Raw genomic sequence first — 19,903 nt, forward strand, 5'->3', positions numbered from 1 at the left:
CCCTTAATTCGTTGACGGAAGGTGAGCAGAAATGGTAAATTGTTTCTATCAAGTATTTCTTCTTGCCCCCGCTGCCGCCAAGCTTGGGGGCTTTTTTTATCTTCATTCCTCATAATCCGTGGCCCCTTGCCCCTGATTGATACGATCTATGAGGTCGGCAATGTCTTGTGCCCGATAAACCATTGTCCGGGAGCCTAAAGGTATTGGCCTTGGAAATCGGCCTTCTTTTATGCCAGCATACCAAGCTGTTTTCCCAACGGGGATAAATTGCAGAACTTGTTTTAGACGGAGAAAACCAGTTGTAGGAGCGATTGGGGTGTCAGCCTTGTTCATCTCTTTCCTCCCAAAAAAATAAGCCCGACATCAGCTCCCCAAAACTAATTGGGAAACATGATGCCGGGCTGTAAGAACAACGGGTGTATACAGGTGCCGGTTATGGCTTGCGGGTGGCTAATTCTTCTTTAGATTCGTGTATAAGATATGTCCTTGCCGGGGCACCTTGGGACATATGGATTGAAAGCCTAATTTCTCCAGTGTATGCCCGCGTTGAATTTTCCGACAAAATCTTGGCTATTCCTTCCAAAACCTCCCGCAACCGTGGATGCGGTGGGCGGTGGCTATTCGCCGTTTGCGGCATAGTGGAAAGCCCCCCTGCATTTATCGCTACAAAAAGTTGCACTTAATCTCTTTGCGATGAAATATTTTCCACAGTTTTTGCAGCACTTAATTTTTGCTAACGGTACCTTATAGTCAAGCACAAGAGGGTATAGCCATCTAATACAAAGGGCTTTTTCTAAGCCCCAATCCTCAGCATGATAGTTTGGAAGACGCGGGCAAACGACAGGTCGCATAGCATTGTTTGTAGGGGAAAACTCAACGATGACATCTTCTATGTCTAAGTATTTGTTTAGAAAAGAAATATCAACATGTCCAACAATGCACTTATCAATAAATTTTCTAAGAGTATCCACAAAATGAACTATGCGCTGCAGAAAATTGAAATGGGCAGTAAAAATGTCCATTTCGTCATCAAGAAAGTACAGATCATCTCCTTTGTCAGGATTCAGTGCTTTTTTTAAAAGATATGGGATATCTGTAATGACTTTTACAAGAGCTTCAGCTTCTTCCCTTGTGTAAATAATTATTCTTTTTTCACCAGTCACGCTGACACAGCAGTAGCACAAATTTGCATCTTTAAGCACATTGCGGACATGTAGCGCAAATTCTAGTGAATCTTCATGTTCGTAAGGCATGGGGGGCATTAAGTTCAGCAGGGTAATAACTTGTTCAAGCATCTCTTGGGGCTTCATCAGTGAACCTCCTGTCTGAATACATTCTGGACTCTTCAAGCGCCAATGTCAACGCTTATTTTAAATTAGCGTAAGCGAATAAACTGAGGAACAAGGCGCTTGCTGGGAGGGTATTTAACTTTGGGAAGGACTGTCAGTCATTTATGATATAAATAATAATATTAGTATGTTATGAGATTGAAAGTTCATCGAGGTAATCCGCCCATCTTTGCATCATCTGGCGGCGCTCTGGCAAGTACTCGGCATGATTGTATGCGGCCCGAATGGCGTTTTTCTCACCGTGGGCAAGCTGGGCTTCAATTACATCCGCCCTGTATCCTTGCTCGTTGAGTAGGGTAGAGGCCATGCTTCTGAAGCCGTGGATTGTCATAACGCCCTTGGCGTAGCCCATACGGCGTAGCGCGTTCAGAAGCCCCATGTCAGAAATAGGGCGGCTGGCGCTGAACAGGCTTGGGAAAAGGTATCGTCCATTGCCTGTCAGGCTGTGCAGGTCATTTAGTAACGTGATAACTTGGCGGGCCAGAGGGACGGTGTGGGGGCGCTTCATTTTCATCCGCTCTGCCGGGATAATCCATGTTGCGGCTTCAAAATCAAATTCGCGCCATTCAGCCCCGCGCAGCTCCACAGAGCGCACAAAGACGAAAGGAAGCACCTTCAATGCAAAGCAGATGGAAGGCTCCCCGGCGTATTCGTCTATGGCTCTAAGGAGGTGTCCTACCTCTGCCGGGTCTGTAATGGTTGCGTAATGGTTGGTCTGCACGGGGGTGAGTGCTTCTGTCAGGCCTGCGGCAACGTCATAGCGGGTAAGTCCCACAATGCGGGCGTATCGGGAAACCTGCCCACAGAGTTGCGCAAGGCGGTGGGCCGTTTCTATGGCTCCACGCGACTCAGCTTTTTGAATGGCTGTTAGAAAGTCCGCAGGTTCAAGGGAGGGGAAAAGCTTGTCGCCCAGAATTGGGAATAGCTGGTTCTCAAGTCGGGAGAGAATCTTTTTTTGATGACCGGGCGTCCAAGCGTGTTTCTTCTTGGAGAACCATTCGCGGGCCACGGCTTCAAATGATGTGTTTTGCTCTTGCTCTATGGCAGCGGCGGCAGCCTTTGCTTCTTTACGCTGATTGCTGGGGTCAACACCTTGTTCAATCAGCCGCTTGGCTTGCTCGCGTCGCTCTCTGGCATCTTTTAGGCTAACGGTGGGGTAGGTGCCCAGGGAGATTCTTTTTTCTTTGCCCTGGAAACGATATTTAAGCCGCCACCATTTCCCGCCGCTGGGGGCAACTTCAAGGTAGAGGCCTCCGCCGTCAAAAAGCTTTACGGTTTTGTCGGTGGGCTTAGCTGTGCGGATAGCGGTATCAGTGAGGGGCATGGGGGCAACTCCGGCTGAGGGGGCAACAGAGATTACTAACCTGCCCCCTAAGTTGCCCCCAATATAACCGGCTGTCAACGAACCCTAGCGGGCTGAAACGGAAGCTCAGAAAACAAAAAATCCGCTTGGCTATTGGCCTTGCGGACTTTTGCGAACTTCTTTGGAAGTCTTTATGGTGCCGAGGGCGGGACTCGAACCCGCACGAGAATCCTCACTACCCCCTCAAGATAGCGTGTCTACCAGTTCCACCACCTCGGCGCGAGAAGATGTACTACTGCAAACTGAAATGCTTGGCAAGCTTTTTTTTCAAAAAGTTATCAAGACTTGCGCTTGAAGGTTGATACAGGTAGATTTTTTCGTTCATGAGAGGTGAGTATGGACGAGATAGTTCAAAAGTTTTTGCGCGGCACAGGGCCTGTGCTGTGCGTAGATATAGGCAGCGGCACGCAGGATGCCCTTTTGGCCCGACCCGGCCTTGAGTGCGAGAACTGGCCGCGCTTTGTTTTGCCAGCCCCCGCGCGGCTTGTTGCGCAGCGCATTCGCGAGCTGACCCTGCTCAAACGCAATATCTGGCTTTACGGCGCCAACATGGGTGGCGGCTTTACTCAGGCAATCAAGGAACATTTGGCGGCGGGTCTTTCTGTCAGTGCAACAGCAGCGGCCACACGCGGTATTCATGACAATGAAGAAGCCGTGCGCAAAATCGGCGTTGAGGTGCGTTCCAGCTGCCCCGATGGCAGCGTGCCGGTCTTTCTCACCGATTATTCGCCGGAATTCTGGGGCGGACTGCTGCGTCATGCCGGGCTGCCCCTGCCGCATCTGGTGCTGACCGCTGCGCAGGATCACGGCTTTCATACCCACGGCAACCGTCAGGCGCGCATGCGCGCATGGACGGAACTGCTGGGCGCATCTTCTGATCCCCGGCGCTGGATATATGAAACGCCGCCGCCTTCGCTGACGCGCCTTGTGCCCCTGCACGATAAAACAGGCGGCCCGGTTGCGGACACCGGAGCCAGTGCGCTGCTCGGCGCATTGTGCGACAAGGAAGTGATGGACCGCAGCTATCGGCAGGGCATCACGGTCATTAATGTGGGCAACGGTCATACCGTGGCTGCGCTGGTATATAAGGGACAGGTGCGCGGAATTTACGAGCATCATACCGGCATGCGCACTCTGGAGCAGCTGCTGGGCGATCTTGAACAGTTCCGCAAGCACTGGCTGCCCACAGAAGAGGTGCAGGCCTCCGGCGGGCACGGCACGGCTTTTGGCCCGTATTGTGAAGAAGCTGGCGGCTATGAACCAACCTACATCACCGGGCCAAAGCGCGCGCTGCTGCAAGGGCAGGGGCGTTTTCTGGCCCCGCACGGCGATATGATGATCGCCGGATGTTTCGGCCTTATCTGGGGATGGGCGCACACCCGGGCCGGGGAGTAGTTTTTTTCCCGCCATGGCGGGTGGATACGCATTACAAGCTGGCGCGCCTCGGGGCGTTGCGGCATGAAGCTGAGGAGGCGGCATGGAATTCTTTGATGAGGCGGAGTGTTGGAGCAGGGATCAGATTGAGCAGACCCAGCTTTCGCGGCTGAGAAGCACAGTGGCCCAGACGCGCAAGTGCGATTTTTACCGTCAGCGCCTGGACGAAGCGGGCGTTGGGCCGGATTCCATCCGCAGTCTCGATGATCTGCGGCGCATCCCCTTTACCACAAAGCAGGATCTGCGCTCTCAGTACCCCACGGGACTTTTGTGCGTGCCGCAGTCCGAGATCGTGCGCATGCACTGCTCCAGCGGCACCACCGGCTCGCCCGTGGCCATCTGCCACACGCAGAACGACATCAATTCCTGGGCCGACCTCATGGCGCGCAGCATCCACATGGTTGGCGTGCGCCGGGACGACGTTTTTCAGAACATGTCCGGCTACGGGCTGTTCACGGGCGGCCTTGGCATCCATTTTGGCGCGGAGCGTCTGGGCTGCATGACCATCCCTGCCGGGGCTGGCAACTCGCGTCGCCAGATCAAGCTTGCCAAGGATTTTCGCACCACTGTGGCCCACATACTGCCTTCATACGCCCTTATTCTGGGTGAGCATCTGCGTAATATGGGTGAAGACCCGCGTCAGTTCCCCTTGCGCATCGCCCTTGTGGGTGCGGAGCCGTATACGGAAGAATTCCGCCGCCGCATTGAAGACCTTTTTGACATGAAGGCCTACAACTCTTACGGGCTCTCAGAAATGAACGGCCCCGGCGTGGGCTTTGAATGTCTGCATCAGGCGGGCATGCACCTGTGGGAAGACGCCTATATTCCTGAAATCGTCGATCCCGAAACTGGTGAACCCATGCCCGAGGGCGAAGTGGGCGAACTTGTCATGACCTGCCTGTGCCGCCAGGGCATGCCCATTCTGCGTTACCGCACCCGCGACCTTACCCGCTTTTTGCCTGGCGAATGCGCCTGTGGCCGCAAACACCGCCGCATAGACCGCATTCTTGGCCGCGCGGACGACATGTTCATCATCAAGGGCGTCAATATTTACCCCATGCAGATTGAGCAGGTCATCATGACCTTTGCCGAAGTGGGCCAGAGCTACCTGATCCTGCTTGAGAACGACGGTCTTGGCGACGTCATGCGCGTTCAGATCGAAATCCGCGACGAACATTTTGTCGAAGACATGCGCGTTCTGCAAAACCTGCAAAAGGCCATTGCCGCGCGTCTGCGCGATGAAATCCTCGTCACGCCCAGAGTGGAGCTTGTGGAAAGCAACAGCCTGCCGCGTACCGAGGGCAAGGCTGTGCGCTTGCAGGATATGCGCAACAAAGACTAACAGCGACCGGAGGGCCGCATGGATTTTCTGCCTTTTCCCCTGGCTTCATTGCTTGCCGGGGCATTCATAACGCTGCTGTGCTTTGTGCTGCTGCTCAACATTTTTGGGCTGCCCGCCAACTGGGTGCTGCTGGGGCTTGTGGCGTTGTGGAAGGTGGTGCATCCCGGCGCGGCCTCCATGGACGTCTGGTTCTGGATCATGATGGTGGGCATAGCCCTTGTGGGTGAAGCCCTGGAAATGGGCATGCAGATACTCAAGGCCAAACGCTATGGCTCCAGTTCTTCCGGCACGTTTGCGGGGATGATTGGGGCCATAGCGGGGGCCATTCTGCTTGCGCCGCTCTTTTTTGGGCTTGGGGCGCTTATCGGCGCGCTGGCTGGGGCGTGGACAGGCTGTTTTGTTGTGGAGCACCTCAAAGGGCGCCCCCTGCGCGAAGCTCTGGACGCGGCCTTTGGCGCTATGATGGGCCGATTCCTTGGCACCGTGTGCAAGTGCGGCGCAGGCGGGGCCATGCTGGCTCTGGCTGCCGGGCGTATCTGGCCCAAGCTACCGCCGGAGCTTTCCCCGGCTTTTTCTCCCGAAGCTCCCACGCAGGTCTTGTTGACGCTGCTGCGGGGCCTGTGTTGAGGTTATGATGCTGCTGCAAGGTCTTGAAGTTGTATTGGTCAAAACGCGCTTTCCTGAAAACATAGGCATGGCTGCCCGCGCCTGCGTCAACATGGGCTGCCCCACCTTGCGCCTTGTCGATCCGGAACGGTGGGACAGGGAAAAGGCGCGCCCTCTGGCAACGCCCAAGGGACAGGATATTCTGGATGCCGTGGAAGTTCATGAAGACGTAGCGCAGGCCGTGGCCCAAAGCGCACTGGTATTTGGCACCACCGCGCGTGTGGGCGGCTGGCGTCAGGCTCTGCTCTCGCCGGAGCAGGCCGCGCACGAGGCCGCTGCCGTTCTTGCAAAGGGCGAGAAGGTTTCCTTTGTTTTTGGCCCGGAAGACCGGGGCCTCAACAATGACGAAATCATGCACTGCCACCGGTTGGTTACTATCCCTACGGATCCGGCTGCCAGCTCCCTCAATCTTGCTCAGGCTGTGTTGCTGCTGAGTTACACATGCGCCAACGCCGTGCGTGCCCTGCAACACGGCGAAAGGCAGATAGAAATACCGCGCGGCGGCAAGGCTGCAACTGCGGCAGAGCAGGAGCGTTTGGTGGAATCGCTTAAGGATGTGTTGCTGCGTCTTGATTATCTGCACGGTGACAACCGTGATTATTTTTTGATGCCTTGGCGTAGGCTTATTAGTCGGGCAGGACTGTTGCGGCACGAGTATGATGCCCTGATGGGCCTGTGCCGTCAGGTACGCCACAAGTTGCCAGACTGATTTTTTTTATGCAGGCTTTTTTTATTGAGTGTACTGCTGACCTGCAACTTTTTTTATTTTTTTTCGGCAAACGACAGTGCCCGCCACTTGCGCTAAAAAATGACCAATTGAAAAAAATTTCACAATCATCAGGGCTAGATTTTTAGGATAACATGCCAAATTTGTACATGAATTTATTTCTACGCAACAAACAAACAAGTTGTACCCATTGACCATGCTTGAGTATCTGATATTATAACCGTATGTATTGTGTTATCTGTTTTATGAATAAGAAATCGTTTTTTCGTAATTAGCTTGAGCTGCACCCTATTAATTTTTTTAACCATGCCGTTAAGGAGAATGAAGATCACTTAGTCTTTAATGAAGCTGGCCGTAAACCCCGTGCAGAGCTTTTGCACTCTGTGGGTGAGCGTTGGCGGCTGGTCATGCACCAGCCACATGGCGTTATGATACGGTAAATTTTGTGGTGGACGTTTCTGGCAAGGAGAATGGCATGCGTTGGACTATTGCGCACACATATGTCGGATCGCTATTCGGCGCGCTGATTACATGCTGTGGCGTTGTGCTTTTTGTCTCAATCTACTTCATGAAAGTTCCGATCGAAGACGAACTGAACAAGGGCATCGTAAGGATGCAGCAGGTCATCAGTTCCGCCAATGAAACTACAGCTCAAAAGTTTTTGCAAAGTGCTGATCTCATTGCTGAAGATGATGATTTTGCCAAGGCTGTCGCTGAAAAAAATACTGACGTGGCGGTCAAGCTTGGCTCAGTGCTGATGAAAAAGGCCGGGTCGGATTTTATGACCATCACCGATGAAAAGGGGATAGTCATAGGCCGCGGGCATTCCAAAAAGCACGGCGATAGCGTTACCAATCAGGAGACTGTGGTTATTGCCCTTACAGGCAAGCCCGCCGTGGCCGTGGTGGCTGGCACAGAGGTGCCGTTCACCATCCGCGCAAGCTTTCCTGTCATGCACGATGGCAAGATTGTGGGCAGCGTGTCCATTGGTACCTCGCTTGTTACGCCCGCATACCTTGATTGGCTCAAAAAGCTTTCTGGCGTCAACGTCACCATTTTCAAGGGTGACACACGCGTCATGACAACCATCACCTTGCAGGATGGCAAACGCGCCATCGGCACCAAGCTGCAATCGCCTGAAATTCTCAAGGCCGTGCTTGAGCGTGGGGAAACGGTTTACTCCCATAACAATATTCTTGGTATTGACTATAATTCTGCCTACTGGCCGGTCAAAGACGCCAATGACAAAATCGTGGGCATGTGGTTTGTGGGCATGCCCATTGATGAATTGCAGCGTCTGGAACGCGTGGCCATAAGCAATTCCATCTGGATTGGCGTGGGCCTGCTGGTCTTCCAGCTGATTCTTTCCCTGATTTTAGGCATCAAGATCAGTGCCCCCATTCGTAAAATAACCGCGTATGCGCAGGCTGTGGCTGATGGCAACAACGAAGCGCAGCTTGACGTATACAGCCGTGACGACATGGGCCAACTGGCTGATTCCTTGCGCACGATGGAAGATAATCTGCGCAAACTGGTGCGTGATGCCAGCGAAAAGGCCGAAGAAGCCCACAAGATGGGTGAAGAGGCCAAGGTCGCCATGGAAGAGGCCCGCGTTGCCCAGGCGCAAGCGGAGCAGGCCAAACGCGAGGGTATGATCAGCGCTGCCGGGCAGATAGAAGAGGTTGTGGGGCAGCTGAACGCCTCCATCAATGATATTTCAGAGCAGGTGGAAAACACCAGCGGTGCTCTTGACCATGCCGCAAGCCGATTGGCGGAAACCGCAACCGCCATGGAAGAAATGAATTCCACGGTGCTTGAAGTCGCCAAGAATGCAGGCGGGGCGTCTGACATCTCCAACGCCGCCAAGCGCAAGGCCGAGGTCGGTTCCGAGATTGTGTCCAGAGCCGTGGTGGGTATTCAGGAAGTGCAGCGGCAATCGCAGGCCCTCAGGGACGGCATGACCCAGCTGGACGACCACGCCAAGGCTATCAGCCAGATCATGGGCGTCATTTCCGATATCGCGGATCAGACCAACCTGCTGGCCCTGAACGCGGCCATTGAAGCCGCCCGTGCGGGCGAGGCCGGGCGCGGTTTTGCCGTGGTGGCTGATGAAGTGCGCAAACTGGCGGAAAAGACCATGTCCTCCACCACCGATGTGGGCAATGCCATTGCGGCCATTCAGCAGAGCGCCGGGCAAAGCATTCAGCAGGTGGAAAAGGCCGTTGGCAACATTTCTGAAGCCACGGAGTATTCCAACAAGTCTGGCGAAGCCCTGAAAGAAATCGTGGGCATGGTGGATCAGACAGCCGATGAAGTGCGGGCCATTGCCGCCGCAAGTGAGCAGCAGTCTGCCACCAGTGAAGAAATCAACAGGTCTGTTGCTGATGTTAACCACATTGCGGCCAGCACTTCGCAATCCATGCAGGTCGCCATGAAGGAACTGGAATCACTGCGCGCCCTGGCACGCAGCCTCATGGATCTTATCGAACATATGAAGAAGGGCTAAGCCTCCAACGGCTTACCGCCATAACGCATAAAGGCTCTGCTCCCTGAGGAACAGAGCCTTTATGCGTTATGGTATGCGTCCTCCGCACGGTTCGGGAGTCAGGACAAAAAGGGATTGCAGCGCATGTCGCCTCCTCCCGGTTCCCATGTGATATTCCCGTTAACTTGCTCCCGCCTTGGTCTATTTACGCAGAATTGTTTTCAATGTTTCAGCTTCTGCCCCGTTGCAGTTTTTAAGAAACTGCTCAAGGCGGGCTTGAACGGCTGGGTGCCTTGGGGCGAGGTCGTACAGTGAGGCCGCCGCCGCTGCGCTGCCGGAAAATGTGTCGTCATTGCGCAGCCCTTCTGAATTCAGCTTGGCGTAGTGCAGGGCCGCGCGGATAATGGCATCAAGAAATTCATTGCTGCCAGAGGCCATAAAGGCCGCCCAATACATCTGCAATACGGATTTTTCCGAATAGATATCCCAGTTAATCAACTGGGCGGGGCTGTGCTGAATTTGCTGAAGCAGCAGTTTTTCATCCGGTTGCAGCAGGCTGGCAAGCAGCTCTTTTTCATCAGGCAATTGCGCAAGATGGGCCATCCAGGCCAGAGTGCGCCGTCCATCGCGGCTCAGGCCTGGCTGCGGCGGCAACAGGCGTTGCCGGGCAGACGGATCATCACGCAGCACCTGCGCCAGAAAGGTTGCCAGCATGATCTGCTTGAGGCTGTCTTTCAGCACTCCTTGCGCATCAAACGTGCGCAAAATGCCTGGCAGCGTCTCGGCGCGGCGGTTCTGGTAATAATATTCCAGGTCATTGGCATAAAAGGACAACCCTTTGGAAATGGCAAGCGCATTGCATGGGCGCGGCAATACAGCGGGCAGCAGACAGGCAAGGGTTGCCACTATGGCCAGAAAAATCGCGAAGCGGGCAGGGGGGGGAGCAATTTTCATAGGTGGATGTGGGTTAATCAAAGTCGGCAAGCAGGGCCTCCAGCCCCAGCGCATTGGGTGAACTTTCGCGCAGGCGGTTTAGCAGGCGCACGCGGGCTTCCAGCAGGTGGGGGGAGGACACACCGTTGCGGATGGAACTGTGCGCCTCCAGAAAGGCCGCCAGATTGTCGCAGACCTTAACAAGCTGCCCGTCCTTGGGGTCCAGGTCGTCCCGGTTGCATGCGGCAAGAGCCTGAAAGCCTTCAACAGCCCGAACTGTGCCGTTTTCCCGCACACATTCCTGAAATTCTGAACCGACAGCCGCGCCAAGGTAGTATTCAATGCGCTCCACCAGCGAGGTGAAGCCCTCAGCGCGCAAGGGGCCATACACGCGACGTTCCAGCTCCTTGTCCTCATATTCCTTGATGATTTTTGGCAGGTCGGAAATGGACTGCTTGACCGGCGAGATGATGTCGCGGGTGAGCACTTCCGGCAGATCGTGGAACAATCCGCAGAAAAAGTTGTTGTTGGCGCGCGCTGGGCATGCATCGACGGCAAGGCTGAAACAGTATGCGTAGCTGGCAACAATAAACATATGGCCGAGAACAGACGTGGCCGGAATGCGCGGGGCCTGCGTCCACCGCACCTGAAAGCGCAACTGCCCGCACAGGTTGGCAAGGCGTGAGAGGGCCGTGCCCTGGCTGCGCATGGCGGCAAGGCCGCGCAAATCCGTGAACGTATCAAGCCGGTCGGGAAACGACTGGCCTATGTCGCCCATTTCATCATCAAAAGGCGCGTTAAGCGGCTCTATGAGCCTGAACTCCCACTGCGAGGCAAAGAGGTGCGCGGCTGTAAGAATGCGGCGCGCAAGGGTGTCGTCATCTGGGCTGGTGTGCCACTCACGCATGCGTTCCCAAAAGGGGCCGAGGGGGGCAAGCGAAGGCTCAAGCCTGTCGAGCACGTGCTCGGTCAGCTGGCGGAACTGCTCGGGGTTTTCCTTGATTTTGTAAAAGATGGGAGGCTTGATGTCGGTGATGATGAGCCGATAGAAATAATCAAACAGCCCGCCCTCAATGATTTCTGTTGCAAGCGCCGTGCGCTCCGGGTCAGTCATGTGGCGGGAGTTTTCGTGCCAGAGCACGCAGGCCAGGAGCATTTTGTGCGCCTGCTTGTCAATTTCAAGCAGTTCCACTGGCCGCAGCTTGTCATTCCAGCGTAACAGGTACGCGCCGGAAAAAATAAGCTGTAGAAGATTCTTGCGAATTACAGGCATGAAAAGTCTCCCCAAAAATGGCTGCGCAAAAAACAGTTTGCACTATAGGGCGGAGTGGGGTAAAGCTCAAGAGCTTCAACGCTGTTACCGGGAAAAAGCCGCATATGCCAAGGGCATGTGAGGTTGCGCCCCGATTGAGATGAGCGGTTGCGTATGCAACTCGCGAATCCTGGTGCTGCGGTGTATCGCCAAAGTGGTCATTTTTTTCGTCCCCAAGGGGGATGAATGCTTGACAGCTATTGGCGTTTATAGTATTGAAGCTGCCTTTACTGCGATATTGTCGTCATCCCGTTCGACGGCACATCGCGCAACGGATCTTTTTGCTGCCGTTATGGCCGCTGATATTTGCAGATGTGAGGAGTCACTCCGATGAAGACGTTCAGCCCCACCCCCAAAGACATCAACCGTGAATGGTTCGTGGTTGACGCTCAGGATCAGGTGCTCGGTCGTCTGGCCAGCCAGATAGCCCACCGCCTGCGCGGCAAACATAAGCCCGAATTCGCTCCCCATATGGATAACGGTGACTTTATCGTGGTTGTTAACTGCGAAAAAATTAAAGTTACCGGTAAAAAGATGACTGACAAAAAGTACTACCGGCACTCTGGCTGGGTGGGCGGCCTCAAGACCACCCAACTCGGCGACATGCTGGCCGACAAGCCCGCCCGCGTGCTGACCGCTGCGGTGCGAGGCATGCTGCCCAAGAATCGTCTGGGCCGCGCCATGCTGAAGAAACTGAAGATCTACGCCGGGACCGAACATCCGCATACGGCCCAGAATCCCCAGCCGCTGACGCTGCCGCATTAAGGAGTAAAGAGCCATGAGCGAGAAATTTGAATACGGCACTGGCCGCCGCAAGACCGCTACGGCCCGTACCCGCATCTACGCCGGTTCCGGCGGCATCACGGTAAACGGCCGCAACTTTGAGGATTATTTTCCTCGCAAGACCCTGCAGATGATCATCCGTCAGCCCCTGGTTCTTGCCAAGCTGTCCGACAAGTTTGACATCCGCGTGAACGTTGCCGGTGGCGGCGTTACTGGTCAGGCTGAAGCCGTGCGCCACGGTATTTCCCGTGCGCTGCTTCTGGTTGACCCGGCCCTGCGCCCCATGCTCAAGAAAGCTGGCTTCCTTACCCGCGATGCCCGCAAGAAAGAACGTAAAAAGTACGGCCTGCGCGCTGCCCGCGCCCGGTACCAGTACTCCAAGCGTTAATATGCCTTTATGGAAGCCCTCTCTATGGGAGGGCTTCCTTTTTGCCTTTGAGCGGGTCGCATGTCGGCCCGCTTTTTTTTGGCGGAGTTCCCGAGCAGTTTTGTAGGAATGCCCGGGCCGCTCCCGCTCCAATCCCGGCTACTCTGCGGAGTACCGCATCTGTGGTGGTGTCATGGAAAACGACAATACTTCAAAATTTTTTTCCGCATCTGATGTGTTGCCGATGCTGGATTATGCCTACACCCATGAGCAGACGCAGGCCACTACCGGCTATTTTTCCTGTGTTCCGCCTGAAGATCTGGATTTTGGCCGTGCGCTGGAACGACTTGAAGCCGCGCCGATGGACGATTTCCTGCATCTGCATCTGCTAAAGCTACTCGCTGGCAAGGCGCACGATGAACTGAGCCTTTTGGCCGCCAGCAGTTATGACGCTGTCAGCAACAAGTTTACACGGCCAGTGCTGGCGGCCTTGCTGACTGAGTGCACGTTGCTCGGCGCAGAATCGCCTGGGAAGAATCAAGGCTTTTGCACGTCCTTTCCGCCTGATGCCGCAGAGCGGCTGGCAGCTTACAGCCCCGCAGTGTACCTGCGGGCTGCAACCCTGCCTGATCATGCCATTGCCGCTGCCTGGAGTTCCCTGTTCCGCGCCAATATCTGCGAACATCATTCCCTGCCGCGCCCGGACGAAGCTGGCATAGCCCCCCTTTTCAGCGGGGAACTGCTCAATGTCACAGCCCGGCGCATGGCGGCACATGCCGATGCACTGGCCAGGCAGCACGAAAAACTCAAGGCCGAAGCCTGGGAACCCTGGCAGAGGCCCCCGGCGCAAGAAACATATCTGCGCGCCGTGGACGCGCTGATGGAAAACGGCGTAGTGGATGGCCCTGAAATGCGCCATGAAGCTTCGCTTTCGCCCATTGCGCTGCTGCGCGGATGGCAGGTGGATATTGCCGTAACAAGCGGTTCTGTGCGCCACACCTTGCGGGGCAAGGCCACAGCCTACGGGCGCGGCCTGTCCCTGGCGGCGGCCCGGGCATCCTACGCCATGGAAATTGTGGAACGCGCCAGCACTTATGTGAGCGTTGGGCCGGGGGATGGCACTGCCGCCAATGCCGGAACAATCCTTGACCGCAAAACAGAACTGCCCCTGACGCTTGCGCGTTTTTCCGAGCTGGCGGAGCAGGGCAGAGCGGCGCTCGACCCCAACCTGCTGCCCCTGGAAGCTCCCTATACTGATGCTCCCTTGCACTGGCTCCCTGCTGCGGACGCATCAGGCGCGACCGTTCTTGTGCCTGCGCAGTCGGTATTTCTGTTCTGCAATCTGGACGAGCAGTCCCTGTTTATTGCTGGCGGCTCCACCGGGCTTGCATCGGGCAATATTATGGATGAGGCGGTTGTTGCCGCCCTTACGGAAATTGCCGAACGCGACGCCGAAGCCACCACTCCCTACAGTCGCACGCGTTGCTTTATGCTGCGCAGCCGCGATCAGCTCATTCAGTCGCTGCTTGACGACTACGCCGCCTGCGGCATCCGCGTGCAGTTTCAGGATTTGACCACGGAGCTTGGGTTGCCTGTGTATCAGTGTTTTGTCACCGGGCGCGACGGAACTGTCGCGCGGGCCACAGGAGCCAATCTTTGCGGCGCGAGGGCCGCCCTGGCGGCGCTCACCGAAACTCCGTGGCCCTATTCAACGGCGCAAAACAAGCCCCCACGCCCCTCAGCTTCAGGACTAGCGGGATTGCCCGTTCGTGTGTTAGAGGATTTGCCGGATTACAGCCTGCCCTCCCCCCGCGCCAATCGCCGCCTGTTAGAGTCGGTGCTGTCGGCGCACGGCAGAAGTCCTCTCTATGTGGATCTGACCCGCAAGGATTTTGATATCCCGGTGGTCAGGGCCATTGTTCCCGGTCTTGCCCTCACGGCAGAGTGGGACAGGTTCTCAAGGCCGGACGCGCGCCTTTTTGCGCGTTATGCCGCGTGTTGTCTATGAGTTGCCGTAAGTACGGCTAATTACAATTGCAGCCCGGTGGCAACTCGGGTATAGTAGGGAGCGACCGGCCCATAAGTGAACAGGCCGCTCTGAACGCACAACCTTTGGAGGGTTAGGATGAAACTGGGTAAATTTCTTGCCGCGCTGGCTGGTCTGGCGCTGACCTTCGGCGTTGCTGGCCAGGCGCTTGCCGCTGATGCCGGTCCCATCAAAATCGGCGTGTACCTTCCCCTGACCGGGCAGAATGCCTTTGGCGGCCAGCTCGAACTTGAGGGCGTGCGTCTCGCCCATAAGGAAATGCCCAAGGTTCTTGACCGCCCCGTTGAACTGGTGGTGGTTGACAACAAGTCTGACAAGGTCGAATCCGCCAACGCCGTGAAGCGCCTTGTGGAACGCGACAAGGTCGTGGCCCTTATCGGCACCTATGGTTCCTCGCTGGCTATGGCTGGCGCCGAAGTGGCTGAAAAGGCCGCTGTTCCCGGCGTGGGCACCTCCTGCACCAACCCCCTTGTGACCCAGGGCAAGAAGTACTACTTCCGCGCCTGCTTCATTGATCCTTATCAGGGCGCTGCCGCCGCTACCTATGCCTATGAAACCCTCGGCTTCCGCAAGGCCGCCGTGCTCATGGACATGACCAGCGACTACGCCGTGGGCCTCTCCAGCTTCTTCACCCGCGACTTCAAGAAGCTCGGCGGCGAAGTTGTGGCTACTCTCAAGTACAGCTCCGGCGATCAGGACTTCACCGCGCAGCTGACCGAGCTCATCGCCAAAAAGCCTGACATCGTCTTCATGCCCGCCTATTTTGCCGAAGGCGCCATCATCATGAAGCAGGCCCGCGAACTGGGCGCCAAGTTCCGCCTCATGGGCGCGGACGCCATGGACAACCCCGACACCCTCAAGCTGGGCGGCAAGGCTGCGGAAGGCTTCCTGCACACCACCTTCCCCTACGACCCCGCCATGCCCAACATGAGCCCCGCTGCCAAGCGTTTCACCGAAGCCTGGAAGGCCGCCTATCCTGACAAGGAAACCAACGTTAACGGCGCTCTTGGCTACAACACCTATTTCCTGATCCTCGACGCCATCAAGCGCGCCAACTCTTCTGATCCCAAGGCCATTGCCAAAGCACTGGCTGAAACCAAGGATCTGCCCACCGCACTGGGCCTGCTGAGCATCAACAAGACCCATGACGCAGAAATGCCCGTGGGCATCATTGAATACAAAGATGGCAAGCGCGTTTACGTGGGCGAAGTTACACCCAAATAAGTAAACAACAGATCAACCCCGCGGCGATATTCGCCGCGGGGTGCTTTTTTCATTTTTTTGCCGCTGTTCGAGCGGAAGGGCCAAGTGTGGCCTTTTGTCCGTTGCGAGGCGCTGAGGTGGCCCATGAGCCTTGATATGTTTTTGCAGCACTGCTTTAACGCCCTGACCCTTGGGTCGCTGTATGCGCTGATCGCCATCGGCTACACCATGGTTTACGGCATCCTGCGCCTGATCAACTTTGCCCACGGCGACATCTTGATGATCGGCGCGTACTTTGTATTTTTCGGCACGTTCGCCTTTGGTTGGCCCTGGGGTGTAGCCGCTGTTGTCGCCGTTCTTGGCGCCAGCGTGCTCGGCATCCTTGTAGAAAGGATAGCCTACAGACCCTTGCGCGACGCCCCGCGTATTTCGGCGCTTATCAGCGCCATTGCCGTGTCATTTTTTATTGAAAGCCTCGCCGTGGTGGTCTTTACCGGTCAGCCCCGCCCCGTGTTGCAGCCCGAATGGCTGGTTTCTGAATGGCAGATTGGCGGCTTGCGCATCCTGCCGCTCACGGCCTTTGTGCCGATCATGACCATCGTGCTTGTGGCCGTGCTTTTGTATGTGGTGTACCGCACCAAGCCCGGCCTCGCCATGCGCGCCATTTCAAAAGATATTGAAACCACGCGCCTTCTGGGTGTGCGGGTGGACAACATCATTGCCCTCACGTTTGGCATTGGCTCTGCGCTGGCGGCGGCCTCGGGCATCATGTGGGCCTTGCGCTATCCGCAGGTGCACCCCTACATGGGCATCATGCCTGGCCTCAAGGCCTTTATCGCCGCTGTGTTCGGCGGCATCGGCTCCATCCAGGGCGCTGTTATCGGCGGTGTTGCCCTTGGCTTTGTTGAAATCATGACCGTGGCCTTCATGCCTGAGCTTTCGGGGTACCGCGACGCTTTCGCCTTTGTGCTGCTGGTGCTCGTTCTGCTGTTCAAGCCCACAGGGCTGCTGGGTGAGCGAATGGAGGAGAAAATCTAATGCGCCTGAACAGAAGCACCATTCTGAGCATTATGGTCATGCTGCTGTTTGGCCTTGTGCTCTCCCAGGCAGAAAGCTTTCTCGGCGACTACCAGATTTATATCGCCAAACTCATTTTCATCAACGCCATTCTGGCGCTTTCGCTCAACCTGATTTACGGATTTACCGGGCTCTTCTCTCTGGGGCATGCAGGGTTTATCGCCATCGGCGCGTATGTTTCGGCCCTGTGCATCCTGAGCCCCGAGCAGAAAGAAATGATGTGGATTCTTGAACCCATCATCTGGCCTTTCTCCGACCTGTTTACGCCTTTCTGGGTTTCTGCGTTGGCTGGCGGGCTGGTGGCCACCATCTTTGCCTTTATCATCGCCGTGCCTGTGCTGCGGCTTGGCGATGACTACCTCGGCATTGCCACCCTCGGTTTTGCAGAAATCATCCGCGTCCTGATCGTCAACGCGACCTCCATCACCAACGGTTCGCTGGGCATCAAGGGCATTCCTGGGCACGCCAGCCTGCTTTCGTGCTACATCTGGATGCTCTTTACGCTCATAGTGCTTTCGCGGCTCATATTCAGCAATTACGGCAATGTGATGCGCTGTATACGCGATAACGAAATCGCCGCCAGGGTCATGGGCATCAACGTATTCCGCTACAAGGTGCTTTCGTTCTGCGTGGGCGCGTTTTTTGCCGGTGTGGGCGGTGCGCTGCTTGGCTCCCACCTCTCCACCATCGACCCCAAGATGTTTAACTTTCTGCTGACCTTCAACGTGCTCATGTTCGTTGTGGCTGGCGGTCTTGGCTCGCTGACGGGGAGTCTGCTCGGTGCCACGGTCATCACCATCCTGCTTGAATGGCTGCGCGCCATTGAAGAACCCATGGATCTGGGCTTTGTTGAAATCCCCGGCATCCCCGGTATGCGTATGGTGGTGTTTTCGCTGGTGCTGCTGGCCATTATTCTTTATCGGCGCGAGGGCATCATGGGTACCCGTGAGCTGACCTGGAAATCAATGGGTGCGTTCTTCAGGAGGGGCAAGGCATGAGCGGTTTTAATCTGCCCAAGGCTCCCAATTACGAGGGCGCACTGCTGCTGGCCAAGGACGTAACCATGCGTTTTGGCGGCGTGACCGCCGTGAGCGATCTTTCCATCGCTCTGCCCAAGGGCGCGATTGCGGGCATTATCGGCCCCAACGGCGCGGGCAAAACCACAGCTTTTAACGTCCTGAGCGGTTTTTACACACCTCAGGAAGGTGACGTTATTTTTGACGGCAAGAGCGTGAAGGGCCTTGGCCCCTCGGAAATCTGCCGCATGGGCATGGCCCGCACTTTCCAGAATATCCGCCTGTCGCAGCAGATGACCGTGCTTGAAAACATCATGGTCGGCTGTCATGTGCGCCGCCGCTGCCCCTGGTGGATGGCCCCTCTGGGCATCCCCGCTTTTTATAAGGAAGAAGCGGCCATTGTGGAAAAAAGCAAGCAGCTTGCCGACCGGGTAAACCTGAGCGGCAACCTCAACGATCAGGCGGGCAGCCTGCCTTACGGCGCGCAGCGCAGGCTTGAGATTGCCCGCGCTCTGGCCACCGAGCCCAAACTGTTGCTGCTTGATGAGCCCGCAGCGGGCATGAATCCGCAAGAGAGCCTGGATCTCATGCATTTTATCGGCCATATCCGTGACGAATTCGACCTCACCATTCTGCTGATCGAGCATGACATGAAGGTCGTCATGGGCGTGTGCCAGTACATCTGGGTCATGGAATACGGTGCCTTGATCGCCGAGGGCGAGCCGGAATCCATCCGCAACAACCCCGTGGTCATCCGCGCCTATCTGGGCGAGGACGCCACGCTGGAAAAAGTCATTTAGCCGCGGCCTGGGTGGCAGAGCCTTGCTCTGGCTGCCCGTTGCGGCTTGCAAAGGCGCTGTTTGACGCTCCCGTGCAGGAGCAAACAGCCATACGCAGCAGATAGACATGCCCGGAAAGCTCTTCCGGCGCAGACCGACATATGGACAGGGTGCATCATGCTTGAAATTCGTAATCTCCATGTGCGCTACGGCGGCATTCAGGCCGTTCAGGGCGTAAGCCTGAATATCCCGCGGGGCAGTATTGTGACGCTTATCGGGGCCAACGGCGCTGGCAAGAGCAGTATTATCCGCTCCATTGCCGGCCTGAACAAAACCATCAGCGGCGATATCCTGCTGACCCGCCACGAGGGCGACGCCCCGGCTTCGCTCATGGGCCTCAAGCCCGAAGACATGGTGCGCAAGGGTATTTCTCTTTCGCCGGAAGGGCGGCGTATCCTGCCCCATCTGACGGTGGAGGAAAACTTGCACCTGGGCGCGTATTCGCGCAGCGACAAGGCAGAAATAGCCCATGATATCGAGTGGGTTTACAGCCTGTTTCCCCGGCTTAAAGAACGTCTCTGGCAGAAGGGCGGGACGCTCTCCGGTGGCGAACAGCAGATGCTGGCCGTAGGCCGCGCGCTCATGAGCCGCCCCGATCTGCTCATGCTTGACGAACCTTCTCTGGGTCTTGCTCCGCTGCTGGTGCGCGAGATTTTCGACATCGTCAAGCGCATCAACGAAGAGGGTAAAACCGTCCTGCTGGTGGAACAGAACGCCTTTGCGGCGCTTTCTGTGGCGCACTATGCCTACATTCTTGAAGTTGGCAGGGTGGTGCTTGAAGGCCCAGGGCGCGAACTGCTTGAAAATCCCAAGGTCAAGGATGCCTACCTCGGCGGCTAGACCTGCTCCTGATTTCAGACCGCGTTGATCTGATCAGCGCTCAAACCGGCAATCGTACGACTGCCGGTTTTTTGTTGCCGCAAACTTCGGCAAATTCAGCGAGGCACCACCTTATATCTT

The 19,903-nt window shown here is 56.2% G+C and carries 18 protein-coding genes and 1 tRNA gene; 13 read left to right on the forward strand and 6 right to left on the reverse strand.

Translation table 11 applies throughout. The features are described from left to right. Positions 1 to 102: 102 nt before the first annotated feature. The 4 genes from QZ383_RS01825 to QZ383_RS01840 all read right to left on the reverse strand — a co-directional run bounded on the left by QZ383_RS01825 (position 103) and on the right by QZ383_RS01840 (position 2,931). Positions 103 to 333, reverse strand: a complete 231-nt coding sequence (locus tag QZ383_RS01825; protein WP_291442528.1) for an AlpA family phage regulatory protein — start codon at positions 331 to 333, stop codon at positions 103 to 105. A gap of 284 nt (positions 334 to 617) precedes the next feature. Then, entirely contained in the window at positions 618 to 1,310 is a 693-nt protein-coding gene (locus QZ383_RS01830) for a hypothetical protein (RefSeq protein ID WP_291442529.1), read from the reverse strand. A 169-nt stretch (positions 1,311 to 1,479) separates the two neighbouring features. Next, the gene (locus QZ383_RS01835) at positions 1,480 to 2,673 is read right to left on the reverse strand and encodes an integrase arm-type DNA-binding domain-containing protein (protein ID WP_291442531.1); all 1,194 of its coding nucleotides are present in this window, start codon (positions 2,671 to 2,673) and stop codon (positions 1,480 to 1,482) included. Between the two features lie 173 nt (positions 2,674 to 2,846). Next, positions 2,847 to 2,931 (reverse strand) — tRNA-Leu (locus QZ383_RS01840). 117 nt (positions 2,932 to 3,048) lie between these two features. Between QZ383_RS01840 and QZ383_RS01845 the strand changes: the two genes are divergently transcribed. From QZ383_RS01845 to QZ383_RS01865, 5 genes are all read left to right on the forward strand, one after another. Continuing rightward, positions 3,049 to 4,107 carry a DUF1786 domain-containing protein gene (locus tag QZ383_RS01845; RefSeq protein WP_291442534.1) on the forward strand — a complete coding sequence of 353 codons (1,059 nt, stop codon included), beginning with the start codon at positions 3,049 to 3,051 and terminating at the stop codon, positions 4,105 to 4,107. A gap of 82 nt (positions 4,108 to 4,189) precedes the next feature. After that, positions 4,190 to 5,488, forward strand: a complete 1,299-nt coding sequence (locus QZ383_RS01850) for a phenylacetate--CoA ligase (RefSeq protein ID WP_291442536.1) — start codon at positions 4,190 to 4,192, stop codon at positions 5,486 to 5,488. 18 nt (positions 5,489 to 5,506) lie between these two features. Beyond that, positions 5,507 to 6,115, forward strand: coding sequence for a DUF456 domain-containing protein (locus QZ383_RS01855; protein ID WP_291442538.1), 609 nt, complete (start codon positions 5,507 to 5,509; stop codon positions 6,113 to 6,115). Between the two features lie 7 nt (positions 6,116 to 6,122). After that, positions 6,123 to 6,863, forward strand: a complete 741-nt coding sequence (locus QZ383_RS01860; protein ID WP_291442540.1) for an RNA methyltransferase — start codon at positions 6,123 to 6,125, stop codon at positions 6,861 to 6,863. A gap of 493 nt (positions 6,864 to 7,356) precedes the next feature. Further along, complete coding sequence (locus tag QZ383_RS01865; protein ID WP_291442542.1) at positions 7,357 to 9,387, forward strand: methyl-accepting chemotaxis protein; 2,031 nt, start codon at positions 7,357 to 7,359, stop codon at positions 9,385 to 9,387. Between the two features lie 180 nt (positions 9,388 to 9,567). On the opposite strand, the gene QZ383_RS01870 is transcribed toward QZ383_RS01865, so the two are convergent. Next, a complete protein-coding gene (locus tag QZ383_RS01870) occupies positions 9,568 to 10,320 on the reverse strand; it encodes a translation initiation factor 2 (RefSeq protein WP_291442543.1) in 753 nt (250 codons plus the stop codon). Between the two features lie 13 nt (positions 10,321 to 10,333). Beyond that, positions 10,334 to 11,572, reverse strand: a complete 1,239-nt coding sequence (locus QZ383_RS01875) for an HD domain-containing protein (protein WP_291442544.1) — start codon at positions 11,570 to 11,572, stop codon at positions 10,334 to 10,336. A gap of 369 nt (positions 11,573 to 11,941) precedes the next feature. Here QZ383_RS01875 and rplM point away from each other — a divergent pair, with 369 nt between their 5' ends. The 8 genes from rplM (at position 11,942) to QZ383_RS01915 (ending at position 19,783) form a co-directional block, all read left to right on the forward strand. Then, positions 11,942 to 12,376: a 50S ribosomal protein L13 gene (gene rplM, locus QZ383_RS01880; RefSeq protein WP_192111561.1), complete on the forward strand. Its 435-nt coding sequence runs from the start codon at positions 11,942 to 11,944 to the stop codon at positions 12,374 to 12,376. Between the two features lie 13 nt (positions 12,377 to 12,389). Next, positions 12,390 to 12,782: a 30S ribosomal protein S9 gene (gene rpsI, locus QZ383_RS01885; RefSeq protein WP_192111562.1), complete on the forward strand. Its 393-nt coding sequence runs from the start codon at positions 12,390 to 12,392 to the stop codon at positions 12,780 to 12,782. A gap of 172 nt (positions 12,783 to 12,954) precedes the next feature. Continuing rightward, positions 12,955 to 14,769 (forward strand): YcaO-like family protein, encoded by a 1,815-nt coding sequence (locus QZ383_RS01890; protein WP_291442547.1) that lies wholly within the window; start codon positions 12,955 to 12,957, stop codon positions 14,767 to 14,769. A gap of 117 nt (positions 14,770 to 14,886) precedes the next feature. After that, positions 14,887 to 16,032 carry an ABC transporter substrate-binding protein gene (locus tag QZ383_RS01895; RefSeq protein WP_291442548.1) on the forward strand — a complete coding sequence of 382 codons (1,146 nt, stop codon included), beginning with the start codon at positions 14,887 to 14,889 and terminating at the stop codon, positions 16,030 to 16,032. A 123-nt stretch (positions 16,033 to 16,155) separates the two neighbouring features. Continuing rightward, entirely contained in the window at positions 16,156 to 17,049 is an 894-nt protein-coding gene (locus QZ383_RS01900; RefSeq protein WP_240825560.1) for a branched-chain amino acid ABC transporter permease, read from the forward strand. Continuing rightward, a complete protein-coding gene (locus QZ383_RS01905) occupies positions 17,049 to 18,086 on the forward strand; it encodes a branched-chain amino acid ABC transporter permease (RefSeq protein ID WP_291442551.1) in 1,038 nt (345 codons plus the stop codon). The genes QZ383_RS01900 and QZ383_RS01905 overlap by 1 nt, the downstream gene beginning before the upstream one ends. Next, positions 18,083 to 18,904, forward strand: coding sequence for an ABC transporter ATP-binding protein (locus tag QZ383_RS01910; protein ID WP_291442553.1), 822 nt, complete (start codon positions 18,083 to 18,085; stop codon positions 18,902 to 18,904). The genes QZ383_RS01905 and QZ383_RS01910 overlap by 4 nt, the downstream gene beginning before the upstream one ends. Positions 18,905 to 19,060: 156 nt before the next feature. Further along, a complete protein-coding gene (locus tag QZ383_RS01915; protein ID WP_192111566.1) occupies positions 19,061 to 19,783 on the forward strand; it encodes an ABC transporter ATP-binding protein in 723 nt (240 codons plus the stop codon). The last annotated feature ends 120 nt before the right edge of the window (positions 19,784 to 19,903 follow it).

Origin of the sequence: Desulfovibrio sp. (assembly GCF_019422935.1) — a bacterium.
In the GTDB taxonomy this organism is placed as follows: Bacteria; Desulfobacterota; Desulfovibrionia; order Desulfovibrionales; family Desulfovibrionaceae; genus Desulfovibrio.